Source organism: Pseudoalteromonas sp. NFXS39, assembly GCF_040148775.1.
Lineage (GTDB): Bacteria > Pseudomonadota > Gammaproteobacteria > Enterobacterales > Alteromonadaceae > Pseudoalteromonas > Pseudoalteromonas apostichopi.
Genome location: NZ_JAGDEC010000001.1, coordinates 655,453 through 672,572, shown reverse-complemented (window position 1 = coordinate 672,572; position 17,120 = coordinate 655,453). Strand labels below are relative to the sequence as shown.

The following is a 17,120-nucleotide window of genomic DNA, read 5'->3' as shown; positions in this document are numbered from 1 at the left end:
ATGGATAAGAATAATTTAAAAACAGAGGTTTTAGCTCTCTTAGAAGATGAGGAAGTTAGAACTAAAGTGTTGGCAATAACACTCGAAAAATCTGAAAAGCACTCAATTAGTTTATCGCCTAACAAGGTTGAAGAGCCAAATCAAAATGAGTGCCGTGCTATGCAGGCAGAAAATGATGCGTTAAAAGAAGAAAATGCAAAGCTTAAATCTATGCTGGGGCTAAAAGACTCTGCTTTAGCTGAAAGTGAAGATGTAATTAGATCTTTAAATGTTGAAAAATCAGGCCTTGAGAAAAATTTATCAGTGGCCTTAACTGATTTTGAAAAAAACGAAAAAGCACTAGCAGAAACCTCAGGCCTGTATGAAGACTTAAAGAGAAAGATTACTTTTTACAGAGATAATTTTGACGAAGACCTCAGGATTAAAGAGAGTTATGAGGGGCTCTCGTCACAAACTAAACTATCAATTAAAAATATTTTCAAAGATACGACACCAAAAGGGTTGGTTGTTTGCGGAACTCAAGAAAAGTTTATATTTAGCCTTTGGGACTATATTAAAGCTGAAATAAACAATAGCAGTAATCAAGATGATAAAAAATTAGTTTGTTTATTTGAGTTATTATTTGCTCGATTTAAGTTAGCCTTTCCAATGTTTGAGCTACAACAAGTTAAAGAGGGGGATGTGTTTGATAATCAAAATTTTGTAAAACATCACAGTAGCCAAAATATGAGTGGGCCGATACAAACATTATTACTTAGAGGTTGTGTTAACAATCAAACCGGAAAAGTAGTAAAGCAATCTATAGTGGTGCTTTAACTATCAAGAGTTTCTATTGCGCGACCTTAAAAGGAGTTTTATGTCAGTTGAAGTCGCATCTTGTACTTTAGCGCAGTTATTCAGTGGCAAAAGTATTATTAGTTCTAGTAAAGCGGAAATTGCTGGTGAGTTAGCAATACCTGAGTATCAACGACCTTATCGTTGGGGCGAAATGCAAATAAAAAAGTTGTTGAGTGACTATCAGCTTTTTTTAAGCGATTTAGCACTAAGCGATAGTGCCTATGGGTATTACTTAGGCAGTGTAATCTTGCATCAGTCAGTAGAAAGTGGGCAGCTAAATATTATTGACGGTCAGCAACGTTTAACAACCTTAGCGTTGATTTCCTATGTGCAATATCTATCTTATACGGTTAATAGCGTTAACGAAGCGAATGAATCACATGGCTTTGCTCTTAACCTAAGCTACGATTCGCCAGAATCACAACAACAAATCGTTAAAAACCTTGCTTGGTTACAGGCATACTCGACAACCAGTAATGCTAGCCAAATAGCCACTTTTGATGCCAATAAAATCAATTTAACTCTAGTTGTTACTCGTAGCGAAGACGATGCCTATCGCTTCTTTGAAACTCAGAATACTGGTGGTGTTAGGTTAAGTGGACCTGACATTATTAAAGCACATCACCTCAGATCCATTGCGCGACAAAACCAAAATGAATTTGCTGCAAAATGGGAAGCATTAGGCGATTTAAACCCCGTTGTTGGATCATTGCTTAAAGGGCGCTATTGGCAAAAACTTTATAACCGTAATGTACCTTCTCACCGCCAGCCTAATCTAGTAAGAAGTGCTGTTGTCAATGAACTTGGCGAAAGTACGGGTAAAGGTGAAGATATTGCTTTTGGGCGCTTTAAACGTACATATTTGCCAGACGGTGGACAAATAGATAAACAAGCACAGCAAGGTTATGAACTGAGACAGCCATTAAATAGCGGCATTAATACTATTCATTATTTAAGCTACTTTGAACAATTAAGGTGTAAGTATTTAACGGGCGGAATTAATAATAAGGCTAACTATAAAAAGGTTACTTCACATTCTCCAACGAATACAGAAAACACTCTTGTTAGCTTTTTTCATTTTTATCAAAACCTGATCTGCCAGCTTGAGGGTTGTAGTTATGTAAAAGGGTTATACGATACAGCACTGCTTATATACATTAGCCAATTTGGCGAACAACAGTTAGACATTGCAGCGAAGAAGCTGTTCCGAGTTATCTACTCACCTCGGGTAAGCAATCAAAAAGCGGTGAGAGAAAACTCTATATCAGCCTTTGTCCGCGATAACCCTGTACTTGACTGGATTACAGCTAGCTACACACCAGCCATGTGTTTTGATTATTTAGACCGTTTTAGCTTTAAAGCAGACCCAGCTAATTTAGCTGTTAATAAAAATAGCGTTAAAAAACGCTTTATACATAAAGTATTAAATAACTTTGGACTAGACGTTGTTAATAGCCTTTCAGCAGAAGAGCTCGCAAACACTTACACTACAAAGTTAGATGCTTACATTCTTCCTCTAGGCACTGAAAAAATGGCTATGCATCAGATTAGCAAGCGCACAAGTCAAGGAGGCCAAAATGGCTAATGTATTTTCAGGTGAAGCTAATAATAAAGGAAATCAGATAACACAGCATCACGTTGAAACGCAGGTTCTTACGTTAAATTACATTCAAACGAATCAATATCAATTTAGTATACCGAGTTATCAACGTCCCTACGTTTGGCCAGATGAAGCAGTATTAAAGCTATTCAACGATATTAACGATGCTCGTTTGGCGGAAGAGCCTAATTATTTTATTGGTACAGTGCTTACCTCAGTAGAACTAGATGAAGATGGTAATGGTATTTATGAGCTAATCGATGGACAACAACGCACTACCACGCTAATGCTAATTGCGCTTGCTTTTAAAATAGCAAAAGTTGATTCAGCCATTGCATATTTAGCCGCCTTTAAAAAGCAGCCGAGACTTCAATTTACTATTCGAGATCAAGTACAGCACTTATTAGGTAGCTTAGCTGGCCTTGATGATTATGTATTTCCAGGGCTAGAAGCGATTGGTGAAAATCCATATTTAAAGCGTATATATGCAGCGTTACAAGTGTTAGAGCAACAAGTGAAAGCGCTCAAAAATGAAGAACGTATTTTATTAGGTGATTATATTTTTAAAAATGTGCAATGGGTGAATAATATAGTGCCTTCTCAAATGGACTTGAATCGTTTGTTCGCTACCATGAACACTGCTGGCATACAGCTTGAGCAGGCTGATATATTAAAATCAAAATTGCTTAAACAAGTTTCTAAAGATAAAGTTTTATTCGATGCTATGTGGTTAGCGTGTGAACACATGGAAAATTACTTTGAGCGCAATGTGCGTAAAGTCTTTCCTAAGGCTCCGTGGGATAGAATTGAGTCAGAGCATTTGGCTTGTTTTAAGGAGGAGCTTTTTGTAAAAGATGAGAGTGCTAGTAAAAGAGCTAAGCAGAGCTTGACCATTGTGCAACTAGCAGAACAATTAAATTCAACTACAGTAAGTGGTAGCGAAGGAAATCAAGATAATAAATCTAATATTGAGTTAGGTGATGTCGCCTACGATTTAGACACCGAAACTGTATATTGTCGTCCCATTATTGGTTTTCCATTATTACTTATCCATTCTTATCGTATTTATTTGGCTAACCGAGCTGTTGAGCTAGGCGATGGCACTAATGATGTTGCTCCTCGCGTGCATGCTGACAAGTTACTAGAAACCTTTGAGCCACTCATTACAGCGAGTGAAGACGAAGTTAAAGAATTTATCAAAACTTTGTGGCAAGTGCGTTATCAGTTTGATCGTTGGGTGGTTAAGTGGGTTGAGCGTGACGATAGCGATGATGCACAATTGCGTTTAACGAATATAAGTTTAAGTGATTCAAATGGGATGCGGTACATTAATCGTACTCAGAAAGAAATAAATGAATTAGTAATGCTGCAAAGTGTGCGTAACTTTACCGGTGAGCGGAGTGCGCAGTATTGGATAACCCCATTTATTGCAGGTTTGATAAAAGACAATATAACTCAAGATGCACAAGCTATAGCCTTGCTTGAAAAAATTGATAATGACTTATCGTTGGCGGCTAAGTCTGAAACTCAAAAAACAGCTAGCTTCAAGCTAGCGAAGCAACAGCAGCCGGAAGTTTACTCATGGCAGGCATACGAAAATTATTTTGTTAAACCTAGAGGAACGAGTTTTGAGCATTATTGGTTTCAGAAGCTGGAATACATTTTGTGGAAACAAGAATCAGATAGGCAGCGGGAACAATTCAAAAACTATCGTATCACGGCTAAGAATTCTGTTGAGCATGTTTACCCGCAGCATGAAGAATACCAAAATATGTTGGAGCGAGACTTTTTAGATGCATTTGGAAATTTAGTTTTATTAAGCCCTGGTGAAAACTCTTCATATAGTAATCAAGCAGTGAAGAAGAAGCTTGTCGATTTTGAAGCAAAACTTCGATACGACTCTTTAAAGTTAAAAGCCATGTTTAAAATATTAAATGAACAAAAAGATTGGCAAGAAGCTCAAATAAAAGAACACCAAAAAGACATGTTAAGTGCATTAGCAAAGCATTACGATGCGGTATACTAGCTCAGACTTGATCTGACAGTTACCTATTCGTGAGGTGGTAACTGTCAGTTCAATGTAGGGTCAGCTGTATTAAGCATGACAACTTAAGTACTTAATAGCTTACAAATGCTTTTTCCTTTAGTGGTAGTTCTTTCGAGGTTTGATAGAGTAATTAAATATAAATCAACTTGAAAGTTTAGAAATACTTAGCTACCCAACCTATCTCAGGTGAATTACAAATACCGAACTTGGCAAATATTAGAAAGAGCATTTAATAACACATAAAAGTAAAGTTGTAAATTTGTATGCTCAAAGCTAAATGCAACTAAGTAACTACAATTTAAATAATTAGAAACAATAAGAAGTAAATATGGATATAAAATATTGGCAGGGCGGCCTTGAACGTCATGAAATAGATGCAATTGAAAAAATAAAAAATGTATTAACTGGACCAAAAAAACAAAGCAACAAGGGTAAAAATAATAAAAAAAGCCAAGGTTTTGAGGCGTTAAGAACATTAAAAACCTCATTTAATGAGGGCTGGAAAGGGTATGCGGGTTTTAGGTTTATTAATAAAAATCAGCAAGGCGAAATAGATTTACTGATTGTAACTCACTGCAATATTTTAATTGTTGAATTAAAGCATTGGAATGGACAACCTATTACCTCAAATAATGGTAAATGGTTTTTTGGTAATGATGACAGAGGCAAGTCGCCTGTAGAAATAACCCGTAATAAAAAGTTTTTGTTAGATAATTTGCTCAAACCTTTTAGGGGCAGGTTTAGCAATGGTAAGCATATACCGCGTGTATACCCATTAGTGGTTATGACCGGTACGAGTGATTTTACTAAGTTACAAAAAAATGATTTAGCCGAGACGATGAGCTTAAATGACTTTTGTAAGTTATGTACCAATGAGCATGCTTTTAATGAGCGTTTTAGGCCTCATCCTGATTCGGCCGTTTTACTTAACGATATTCCTTTATTAGAAAAACAGTTACTAAGTGCTAATAAAGTAGAATCGAAGCCATTAACGGTTGGTGGTTGGGTTGGGCAAGATGAAATATTTAAACATCCAAATAATATATACACAGAGTTTTATGCGCAGAGTGAGTCGGATAAAAACGATCATGCCATTATTCGTCGTTGGGAATTTGATAAATTAACCAATATAGAGGCTAAAACGCCGGATGGCCGCTTTAAAATAGTATCGCGTGAACGTGAAGTATTAACCAAAATAAAACGTGAAAACCGTGACTTATACGATCACTGCGTATCGTCACTTACTATCCCATCTAAAGACAAAATAACCTCGCAATACAACGAGGTAGTTGAGCTACCCGAAGGGCAAGAGCGCCTTAACGATTTTATTACTACCTATGGGGAAAACTTATCAATAGATGAGCGAATAAACTTAGTGAGAGTGTTAATTGCCCGCTTTGCAGATTTACACCAATTACATTTGGCCCACCGAGATATTGGCAGCCATAGTGTATGGTTGAGTACAGGGCAGCGTGTAGCGCTTTCTAATTTTATTTCGGCTTTTGAGCGTAAAAAAGAAACGGTTGGTGAAATACGTGATGAGCTTTCGGTTTATGAACAGAAAGAAAGCTTCAGAAGTCCTTATATTCATGACGTTTCTCGTTTGGCCATTATTGCATGGGCAATTATTAAGGCTGAACGTTTAACGCCTAAATTTGAAAAAAATATAGCACAACAGCTTAGTGATTGTGATGAGTGGTTTGGCCCTGTATTGCTTAATGCGTTTACTGATAAAAGCTATGCTAATGCAGGTGAGTTATTTGATGCGTTACTTGATAGCGCGCCAAGCCAAGAAGAAGCATTTACGTTTTCTAGTAATCAGCTTGAGCGTTTTGTACAACATAGCAAAATAAGCAGATTACATCCTGAACTTGAGTTTATTAAAGAAACTGATAGTAAAGAAGTTTACAAAGCCGAGAGTGGTTTAGTTAAGGTTTGGAACAATATTAACCCAACTGATATAAGCCCTGGGCTTGGCCAGCGAACGCTGTTTTTTTTAGAGCGAGCTGAAAAACTACAAAACTTGAATTTGAGTTTTGTGCCAAAAATAGTTGATATTGGTATAACCGCTCGAGATAGCGCTTTATTTTTGGTTGCACAATGGATTGAAGGAAACACCCTTGATACAAGCTTGAGATTTAGGGGGGCAGATATTGTTGCCAAAGCTCTTATATCAAATGTGAGGCATATGCATTCACTTGGTTTTGCTCACGGAGATTTAAAACCAGAGAATATTATAGTTAATGGCGGCGATATTTTTATTATTGATGTACTCGATTTTCATCACGATGCTAACGAGGTATACAATTCAGAATATAGTCCTATAAATAGCGAAAACTGCACGGCATTTGAGCGAGATAACTTTGCCGTTATGAAAATATGCGCAGAGTTATTGAGAATTGACTGGGGTGAAGAAAGCTCAAGCCATCCTGCTGTAAGCAACGCAATAATTAAAGAACTACAAGATGTTGATTATGGTTTTAAGGAGCTTACGCGCTTTGAGGATGCTTTTTTAAATCCAGAACAAAGTTTAGAAGTTAAAGCAGAAACCATAAATATTGAGATTGGCGGCGCGCGAACTGATTTTGAAGATATTACTATTTATCCGGATAACGGTAAGTTGTATGTATCAATTGAACAAAGCAATAAAAACCCAGCAGACTTAGTTTTAAATTTTTGCGGTTTAGGTGGGATACAAAAGTTATTTTTTAATAGAGCACAGTTTGAATTTGAACACGGTATGCCGCCTATTAAAAGAGAGAGTATTTCAAGACGAGATATTACTAGTGCAGACTTTGAGGTGCCTTTTGCAATTAAAGTTACACAAGGTAGGGCAAGTAACTTAGGTACTTTAAATCGTAGAATTAAGCAGCTTTATAGCTTTGAAAATGCGATTAAGCAGTTTGAATTAAAACGAAAAGAAACCAACTTACCTGCTGATACTACGAGCAGTAATAGCGTTGAACCATTAATTAGCTCAGAGCTTAAAGCTGATGAAAGTGCAGTTGAGCCAATTTCTACACGTGAGTTATGGAAAGCTATTATACAAACAGAGTCGGAGTCTCATCCTTATGTTGAGCTTGCCAGTGAAGCAATGGCTTACAAAGACAACAAAGAGTTTATTGTTTTGCCATATGAAGCAGACAAAGATCCGCTAGACGCTTTTACTGCAAAAGATGATGTTGAGGCCATTGTTGTAGATGGCGATGATGAATTTGTTATTGGGCAAGTAAATTTATCAAAATCGGCATTAAATAAAGTTACTCTTTCAAGCTTTTCATACCGAGTTAACAGACTAAAAGAGGAAGATGTGATCTTTTTTAGGAGTAAGGCTGATAAATCTTCTTTTGTTAAGCGTAAAAACGCGTTGACCCGCATAATTGAAAACGACTCTGTTATTGAAAATTTAGCCGACTATTTTGAACCTGATTGCCAGCACAATCCGATTGATTACGAACACAATGTTACAAGCGAAGATTTTGCCCGTTACGACAGAACCGACGATAATGGCAACACAATAAAGCTAAATGACAAGCAACGAATCGCGTTTCAAAAGTTATTACGTTATGGGCCGCTTTCAATGCTGCAAGGGCCTCCAGGTACAGGGAAAACAGAGTTTATTGCTGCTTTTGTACATTACTTAGTAGAAAAGCTAGGGACGCAGCGTATTTTATTAGTTAGCCAATCTCACGAGGCGGTAAATACTGCGGCAGAACGTATTCGAAAACACTGTAGCAGATTGGATACTCCGTTAGATGTGGTGAGGTTTAGTAGCCGTGAGGCGGCAGTTTCTAGCTCGCTACGAGATGTGTTTTCACCCAATATGGTTAATAAAAAAGCGGAGCAATTTTCTTCTCATTTAAAAAAACGTGTAATGTCTTTAGCTAAATCATTAAAAGCACCTAAAGAATATTTAGAGGCGTTTGTAGAACTAGATAAAAGAGTTCTCTCGATTATTGATGAACAACTCAGTGCATTAAAAGAACTAGAGAAGAAAGAGTTAGAGCCTAAAGATAAAAAAGAGCTTAAAAAGCAAATCAACGAACGTAAAACTTTAATTAATAGTCGATTACCTAGAGATATTAGAACGAATAAAGATTGGCACGACGATTTAAGTACAGTGGGCGATACCTTAGTTAAAAACTTGAATTATGAGCATGCAGTACAGGCTAATGTTGCTCATAGTGTTAAGCGTTTAATAGCATTATCGAAAGATATGCTAAAAGTAATGAATTCTGGTAGTGCAAACTTAGATGAATTTTTTGCTCGGTCTCGCCAACTCGTAGCTGGTACCTGTGTGGGTATAGGTAATTGGCATATAGATATTGCAAGTAACCAGTATGATTGGGTTATTATTGATGAGGCTGCACGCTCAATAGCGAGTGAATTGGCAATTGCCATGCAAGCTGGTAAAAGGGTTTTATTGGTTGGTGATCATCAACAACTCCCCCCTTTGTATTCAGAGCCGCATAAGCAAGCACTGGCTAGAAAGTTAGGGATTAAATCGGGCAGTGATGTTGATGAGTTAATTGAAAGTGACTTTGCTCGAGCTTTTAATTCTTATTACGGTGAGCAGATAGGCGCTAAATTACTAGTGCAATACCGAATGGCTCCCACCATTGGAACTTTGGTATCGCAATGTTTTTATAAAGGCGAGCTTGAGAATGGTGAACGAAAAATTCCAGATATTTATGCAGATGTTCCTCCCCCATTAGATGCTGCTACAACGTGGTTAGATACTTCTTCATTAGGAAAAAAAGCACATCACCAAAGAGGCTCTGGTACAAGTATTTTTAATGATGCCGAAGCTCAAGCTATTGTGGATTTATTACAGCAAGTTGATGAAAATCAGGAGTTTGTTAGCAATCTTAGTAAACAAGTAAAAGAAGGTGAAGCAGCTATTGGTGTTATATGTATGTATGGGGAGCAGAAAAAGCTTATACGACAAAAAATTAAGAAAGCAGGAGTTTCAGAGTCACTTATGTCGCTGTTGAAAATTGATACTGTTGATAGTTATCAAGGTAAAGAAAATCGGATAATTATCTTATCAGTGTCACGTTCTGAACAAAGACAAAGCTCAGGCTTTTTAAGATTGCCAAACAGGATAAACGTTGCATTATCGCGAGCGATGGACAGACTTGTCATTGTAGGTGATAAGAGAATGTGGCAAGGAAAAAATAGCGACTTACCGTTTGGTCGTGTAATTAAATTTATGGAAGAAAATAACGCCCTGGGTGATTTTGCTTTCGTTGATGTAACCTCTCAAAAGCATAAAGAGGCGGTGTAATCGTTATGGAAAATAATTATATAGAATTTAACGAAGTTGATTATATTGTTCCTGCTGAAACATATCGTATTAAATACTCTTACTTGAGTAAGCAAGGGTTTCCGTTTACAAAAGATTTTTTACTTCGTGCTTTGCATATATCTCCATTGTCTAAATTTGAGTTAGCATCGTTTTTTGGATTCAATCCACGTGAGCTTGATGTAGCTTTAGAGGAGCCCATTAATAAAAATGAAGTGACTTACTTAGAGGATGGCAGATTATCTCTGACTGTATTAAGTAAAGGGTATTTTTCTTCTTTAGACGATAAGCCTATGGTAGAAAAGCCTCAACCTGACTCAACTAATATCTCTTTTGAACTACTAGGATTTAACAAAGTAAATAAGCAACATGGAGGTTGGAGCACCGGGCTGAGGTTAGCGGCTAATAATGAGATTAAAAGCATGAGCGAACAGCATGCAAAAAGCATGTTTAGTAAACATTTTCACCGTTTAGTTGAGTCGGGTGACTTAGGCAAAATTAGGACTGAGGGCAACTCGTTACCAAGCCTTTACTCCGTAGATACAGTAACAAGAAAAAAAAGTGTTGCCCATAGAATAAAACGAAAGTTTGAAATAGATTTTGATAATAAAGTTAAGCCATTTTATGTTAATAAGATATATGAGAATGATGAGGCAATTAGTCAAGCGATAGCTCAGGATACGGATAACCTTAGGTTGAGTGACAACCTGCAGAGCATAAAACATGCTTGGGATGCGTTTAAGGATATGTCAGTAGAGCGTTTTGTTAAAAGTGGTGAAATTGATTTTCGTTCAATGATTGCGGAGATGGCTGATACTTCAGGGAGTAAGCCATATGAATTATTAATAGGCTCATTGTATAGTCGTCAGCCGTGGAGAAAGATTGAAGAGCACCTAAAGATACTTAAGCCTTCAAAAAATCAAGGTGGACTAAAAAAATTAAAATGGATTGGTGCGAATACGCGTTATTGGGGTGTGAGTGAAAGCTTTACTAAAGCCAAAGACAGTTTGTTGTCGCATCAAAAGAATAAGAACGAAAACTGTTATGATTTTATGATGTACCTACCATGTGATGACAGGCCTAATGCTGCAGTTAATGGTAGAAAAGCATGGAAGCATAAGCTTGGTCAGTTATCGACTAGCTCAGGTATTTTAAACGGTTTATTTGATGGCAATGTTGAAGTGATGTTATTGGATAATGAGTTTGCAGCGGTTTGCTATCACCTTTTAATTCCTGACTTAAGCCCAGTACATATTCCTTTGGGTTTTTTTACTAGGGATAAGCAATTGGTAAGGCAGGTATCTAGTGTTGTAGATGATTACTTAGAAGGCTCAACAGCATATGATAAGCCTAATTTAATAGGATTGTTAAGCTCAGGTAGCTAGCTAAAGGATTGAATTATGAAATGTACTGAAGTTAAGTTAGAGCAAGCGGTGGTTGAGTTACTTGGTGAGCAAGACTACTCGCATTTATTGGGCGGAGGGTTTACGCGAAATAACAGCTCAGCTTGAAAGCAGCCTGCCAGTGATTTATACGAGAGCAATGAAACCTTTTGTAAGTGGCTGATTGATGGGTCCTGACTTAAACGGAAGTACTTACATATTAGCTAGGCATTGAAATTGAAGAATAAGGCTTATACGACTCATGAAAAGCACTCGTGGTAAATATGACTTTGACTGCCCTTAAGATAAGCTTATTGAGCTTGCCAAGCGGTAAAAGTAATTGTAGATGACAAAGTAAAATTTGTTGATTGGAATCACCGCGACGATATTAAATCAGCTTTATAAATCGAGCTGATTTTAATACTCGCTAAATTTAAATACTCACCCATCAGCCGCGATGAAGTGTACTGAGAAATATTTGAGCAAACGCAGAGATTTAAAACTAATAAAGTTAAAGGATAACAGTTATGACTTATAAAAATAGAGATGCAAGCATTCGTTCTGAGAGTATGAATAAGTGGATCGGGCGCATTGAAGAAGAAACAGAACTAGACTCAATAGGTGATACACCTACTGCAAGGATGGAAGACTTAATAGAAAAAACTAAATGTGCTATGGGACAAAATGTTGATAGTGAAAGTTCAGAAAATAAAGCTGTAGATGATTCTATAAATACATTAATTGCTGAAGTTTTCGAGCAAGGCGTTAAGCGTGGTTTTAACCGTTCTTTAGATCGCTTTATGAGTGGAGCCATTAAAACAAAAAAAGTACCTCACGAAGATAAATGGAGTTTACACAGCTCATCGAGACACTATCAAATAAAAACTGATTTACCTACGGTTTGTGATGGCAGCCAATCGGTAACAGTAAAAATTAAGCTTTCTGAATGTGGTTTTGAATGAGCATGCTTTAGAGCAAGCAGGCTCGGCTCGGTTTTTAAATCGAGCTCAAAACTCGCACTTTAATCTTTGGCAAGCCATATATTTGTTAGATTCTTAAAGTCCATCAGTTCATTTATTTGTATTACTTTTAAATAAGCTCGCTGGTTTCTATTGTGCTTTTGACTAATACCAAGCTTGGAGTTTTCGAATGTGACCGGTGTGACACTGATATAGTGAAAACTATCTAACCTAATGAGTATTTTATTAAGCTTTTCGTTGCTAATAATTGTATTGAGTGCTTTTCCTAATAATTGATAAAGTGGGACGTTATTTACTTCTACTAGAGTCTCTGTATTTCCCTCAGCTATCCAAAAACCATAATCATCCCCAAAGTTATCAAGGTTTACTTTATTGGAGCTACAGATATAAACCACCTCACAAGACGAATGCTCTTGAAAAAGTTCATTGAGTGCCAATAAAACTTTGATCTCTAATGGTTGTAAGTGAGGGTTGGAGATAACATTTTTTGTAAAGCAGTCTTGGTCATCTCTTAGTTTATGAAAAGCAAAAAGGCCACTTTCTGGGTCATCTTTGTCTAGTTCATGATTGTTTTTAGTATGTATCTGTAGAAGAGGCCTGTGAATATACACTTCTCCGTTTTTATGTCTGGCATAGTATTTTTCGGACTCGGTATCTTGATGCTTATTTTTAAGGATTATAGGGTTTTCTGCCGATCCTAAATTTATATTTTCCATAATAGTCCAAAAAAACGTTATAGCTTTATTTATGCCTCTGCAGGGCCTAAAAAACAAGGGGGTCAACTAAAGAATAAACCAAAATAAAACAAAAGAAAATAAAAAAGAAAAAAAGCTTTAATTATCAATATATTCCGCGTTTTTTTTGAGATGGAAGTGTGGGTACGTTACTTCTTTTTACTTAGTAATATAGCTGCATAAGTTAATGACTACTAGGTACATAGCATGAACATAACACCTCAATTAAAACGTATTGTGGCACACTTTGCCACTCAATTATTAGAAGAGTTTGACGTAGAAGAGCTTTGGCACGATAAGCTATTTAAAAAGGCTTTGTGTGAGGTTGCTGGACTTAATTATTCAAACCTTCAAGGTTTAGGTGTTGATGATTTAGTTGCTCGATTAGATCATTTAGCAATAAACACAATGCCTACAACGTTACAAAAAAATGTACACATATTTTGTAAAGCGTTTGGGCTTCCAAAAGCGGCTACTCCTTTGGTTATTTTCTCGTGCTTTATGACGCTCAGTAAACCATTACGCGAACTTGTTGAATATTTACGTGACGATTACACTAACGTTATTGCAGAAAAAATAGCTCACGTTCTTGATATTGATGAAGCACTACTCAACAAGCAAATTGGGATAATGATTGAATCTGGTATGTATTCAATGGATATGGAGATATTTGCAGGGGAAGATGAGTTTTTAATATTACCAAACGCAATTGCTAAAAGCCTTCTTGAGGGTAAGTTAAATAGTGAAAGTGATATTTTATCTAACTTGGTTACTCCTTGTGAGGCTTCTGAACTTAGCGCTACTGATTTATCTCACTTAGATTTAAAAACGTTACTTAAAGCTACTCAGAATGCGACTAATACCGCTGGGCAATCACTGAGTATTTTACTTTATGGTATTCCCGGTTCCGGTAAAACTTCATTGGCGCAATATTTAGCAAAAGCTTGTAGTTCGCAGTTGCTTATGGTGCAAGCTAAAGGTAGTGACTTAATAAACCCAACAAACGAACTTGATAGTAGAAGCGCAAGCTCTGAGCTACGCTTAGAGCACTTCAATATAGTAAGTAAGCTAGTAGCAAAACGTAAAAAAACAATGCTGTTACTAGATGAGTGTGAAAACATTTTTGAGCGTGATTTATTTTCAAAAAGTTTCTCAAAAGAGCTGCTTCATAGCTACATTGAAAATCAACCTGTGGTGAGTATTTGGATAACTAATCATCTAGAAGACTTACCTCAAAGCGTTATTAGACGGTTCAATATCGTTTATGAAATACCTGAGCTAAGTAAAACAACCAAAGAAAAAATGATTGGCAAATATGTTAAAGGGTTGAACGCGGGTAACACCTTCATAAGTAAGTTAGCAGCTCAGCGAAATTTGCTGCCAGCCCATATTGCAAAAGCAGTACATGTAGCTAGGTTATGTGGATTTAAAGCACACACTGCGCGTGAATGTATTGAAGAGAACATTCAAAATACCTTAACTGCATGCGGCTTTTCAACTCATGAGCTGACTTATCAAGCAGAGCAAAAGTTTAATCCTAAAATGGTAAATATAGAGTCTGAATATGCATCTCTCGAACAGGTAGAAGAGGCTGTAATAGAGTTTTCGAGTTCACGAACTTTGTTAACTGGCCCGCCGGGTACCGGTAAAACAGCCTTTGTAAACTATTTATGTGAAAAAGCTGATATTAAACTCATTTCGGTCAAAGCATCTGACTTATTAAGTAAGTGGGTTGGCGAAAGTGAGCAAAATATTGCTCAACTATTTAAACAAGCTACACAGGAGGTGAGTGCAATATTTATTGATGAAGCAGATAGCTTGTTATGTAGCCGTGAACAAGCGACGGCAAATTGGGAAGTGCAAATAGTTAATGAATTATTATGTCAGATGGAGCAATTTCAACTCCCACTTTTTGCAGCTACTAACTTCGCTAAAAACTTAGATAAAGCAGTAATTAGGCGATTTGATTTCAAGTTAAACCTAGCTTATCTAACACCCATACAGTGCAAAGGTATGTTTAGACAGACACTGGGCAGAGGTGTTTTAAAAAAGACAGTTATAAATGAACTGCTTGGGTTATCAAAACTCACTCCGGGTGATTTTGCCATTGTAAAGAGGCAAATGAAGTTTTCGAAACGTCGTATGACTCAAGAGAGTATGCTGTCAATTTTGAAAGAACAAAATGCTCTCAAAGGTGGTTCAGAACGCAAGATTGGATTTGTTATTTGAATTAACAATAATGACTTAAATAGAAGTATTGATTTTAATATTATTAGGAAACAGAATTATGAGTGATAAAAAAATATCAGATTCATCAGAGTCAATAAAAGTTAAGAAATTAAAAAAGAATGCAAATCTATTAAAAGGAAAGAAATCAAGAAGAACGCCTGATTTATCTAAAAGGCCTGCGGCTAATGAATGGCTCAATGCTAACCCTCAAGTCCGTAAAATAGCATTAGAAATAATAAAATTTTGTGATCAGTTTAGAGTTCCAAATATTGAGTACGGTTGGTTTAATCGCTCTTCTAGTCATGTTTTTAAATATGGAAATGATTCTGTTGGAGCTAGGTTGGGAATTAGATGTAAGAAAAAAGGCTGCACTCTAACTGTCACTCTTCCAAAGTTGGTGACGTTACCTAAGAATATCCAACATCTGTTCAAGTTAGATGACAATGAACTGAAGTATAAAGCATTTTTTGAAGTAGGTCAGAATCATAAAGCTAATTACAATGAATTATTAAAAATAGTAGAAACAAATGTCATTACGCCACTTGCTAAAATTGACACTAGTTACGAAGATGAACCTGAAAAATATATTAATGAATTTATTAATGATTTCGACAAATTAAATGGACTTACTGAGACGGAACGAGATGCGCTTGTTAAGACTAGAATAGGGCAAGGGAAGTTTCGAAAAGCTTTAGATAAATTATGGGGAGAATGCTGTGCTTTAACCGGTTTAAAGTGTAGAGATTTACTCCGAGCTTCACATATCAAAGCTTGGCGCGATGCCGAGGCCCATGAAAGAATAGACCCATACAATGGTTTATTGCTTGCGGCACATTTAGATGCGTTATTTGATAAGGGCTTAATAAGCTTTGACTCAAATGGCTTTATCTTGATAAGTGATAAATTAAGCTCAAAAGATTCTGAGAAGTTATCACTTAGCAAAAACATGAAAATTTCTATGAGTAAGGAAACAAAATCATATATGAAACATCATAGGAAAAAATATAAGTACTAATATAATGATCTCCCAGCGCCATTTAGCAATTCTAGAGCTTGTGCCTACAAGGCCAAGCTCTATCACTATAACTCAGTTAAAACAAAAGCTCTTTGATAGCGGTATTAACCTCTCCACACGCATGTTGCAACGCGATCTTCAGTCTTTATACGATCAAGGCTGTTTTGGCCTTGAAAAAGATACGCGAACAAAACCTTATGCATGGTCTATTAGTAAAGAGTGGCGGGGAAGCTCACCGCTACTCAGTATTGAGCTTGCTCAGCATTACTTACTGCTTGAGCAGCTTCTGCCACAGAATATCCCTGTAGATATTAAACAAACAATTCATGCTAAAGCTGATATTGCATTACAGCGACTAAATGGCATCAAACCTGAATGGTTAAACCTAAAAAATAATAGCTCGATTAAGGTGAATGTTGATAGCAAGGTTGTTGAACAAATCGAGCATGCAATAAAATATAATCGTTCAGTTAGTGCTGAGGTTTATCGCGTTTTATATGATCAGGCACACTGGTTATCCTTTCCTGAACTTAGTTTCTATGGTCTTGAAGAAGACAATGGCATTCTCATGGCGCAGTTTATGGTAGGGACGCTACATGAAAAGTGCTATCAGATACCGGTCTATCGTATTCGTAATGTGAAGGTACTACAAAAGACACGGCGTGAACCAAGTTTAGAGCAGTTAAGCTCATTAAGATCTGCGATTAATAAAGGAAAGCGTCAGGACAGTATTAACTTGATTATCAAAGTGCCGTCTCAATCTTCATTGAATCAGGGGTTTGTACAATTTGGTGAGTTAATAGAGCAGAAAAAGTTAGATGCTCAAACATCACTGCTTAAATTCAATGTGCAGGACACAGAGCAATTAACAAGTGAATTGTTTAGAGCATCACATTGGCTTGAGGTAATAGAGCCTCAAGCTGTACGCAGCAGAATCATTAAAAAACTAAATGAGGCTTCAAACACTTATAACTTGTGACTTTTAGTTGCG

Annotated in this window: 10 protein-coding genes; 9 read left to right on the top strand and 1 reads right to left on the bottom strand. The window is 36.7% G+C overall.

The annotated features are described in order from the left end of the window. The 6 genes from J3455_RS02855 (at position 1) to J3455_RS02830 (ending at position 12,133) form a co-directional block, all read left to right on the top strand. A complete protein-coding gene (locus tag J3455_RS02855) occupies positions 1-816 on the top strand; it encodes a hypothetical protein (RefSeq protein WP_349561001.1) in 816 nt (271 codons plus the stop codon). 40 nt (positions 817-856) lie between these two features. After that, positions 857-2,422, top strand: coding sequence for a DUF262 domain-containing protein (locus tag J3455_RS02850; protein ID WP_349561000.1), 1,566 nt, complete (start codon positions 857-859; stop codon positions 2,420-2,422). Then, a complete protein-coding gene (locus J3455_RS02845) occupies positions 2,415-4,463 on the top strand; it encodes a DUF262 domain-containing protein (protein ID WP_349560999.1) in 2,049 nt (682 codons plus the stop codon). Before J3455_RS02850 ends, J3455_RS02845 begins: the two co-directional genes overlap by 8 nt. Positions 4,464-4,812: 349 nt before the next feature. Further along, entirely contained in the window at positions 4,813-9,771 is a 4,959-nt protein-coding gene (locus tag J3455_RS02840; protein WP_349560998.1) for an AAA domain-containing protein, read from the top strand. A gap of 5 nt (positions 9,772-9,776) precedes the next feature. After that, positions 9,777-11,174, top strand: coding sequence for a hypothetical protein (locus tag J3455_RS02835; protein WP_349560997.1), 1,398 nt, complete (start codon positions 9,777-9,779; stop codon positions 11,172-11,174). A 524-nt stretch (positions 11,175-11,698) separates the two neighbouring features. Next, positions 11,699-12,133 (top strand): hypothetical protein, encoded by a 435-nt coding sequence (locus J3455_RS02830; protein ID WP_349560996.1) that lies wholly within the window; start codon positions 11,699-11,701, stop codon positions 12,131-12,133. A 59-nt stretch (positions 12,134-12,192) separates the two neighbouring features. On the opposite strand, the gene J3455_RS02825 is transcribed toward J3455_RS02830, so the two are convergent. Further along, positions 12,193-12,867: a hypothetical protein gene (locus J3455_RS02825; protein ID WP_349560995.1), complete on the bottom strand. Its 675-nt coding sequence runs from the start codon at positions 12,865-12,867 to the stop codon at positions 12,193-12,195. 225 nt (positions 12,868-13,092) lie between these two features. On the opposite strand from J3455_RS02825, the gene J3455_RS02820 reads away from it, so the two are divergent. From J3455_RS02820 to J3455_RS02810, 3 genes are read left to right on the top strand one after another with little or no spacing between them, the layout of a single operon-like run. Then, a complete protein-coding gene (locus tag J3455_RS02820; RefSeq protein WP_349560993.1) occupies positions 13,093-15,114 on the top strand; it encodes an AAA family ATPase in 2,022 nt (673 codons plus the stop codon). A gap of 58 nt (positions 15,115-15,172) precedes the next feature. After that, positions 15,173-16,129 carry an HNH endonuclease gene (locus J3455_RS02815; RefSeq protein WP_349560992.1) on the top strand — a complete coding sequence of 319 codons (957 nt, stop codon included), beginning with the start codon at positions 15,173-15,175 and terminating at the stop codon, positions 16,127-16,129. Positions 16,130-16,133: 4 nt separating this feature from the next. After that, positions 16,134-17,108, top strand: a complete 975-nt coding sequence (locus J3455_RS02810; protein WP_349560990.1) for a WYL domain-containing protein — start codon at positions 16,134-16,136, stop codon at positions 17,106-17,108. The last annotated feature ends 12 nt before the right edge of the window (positions 17,109-17,120 follow it).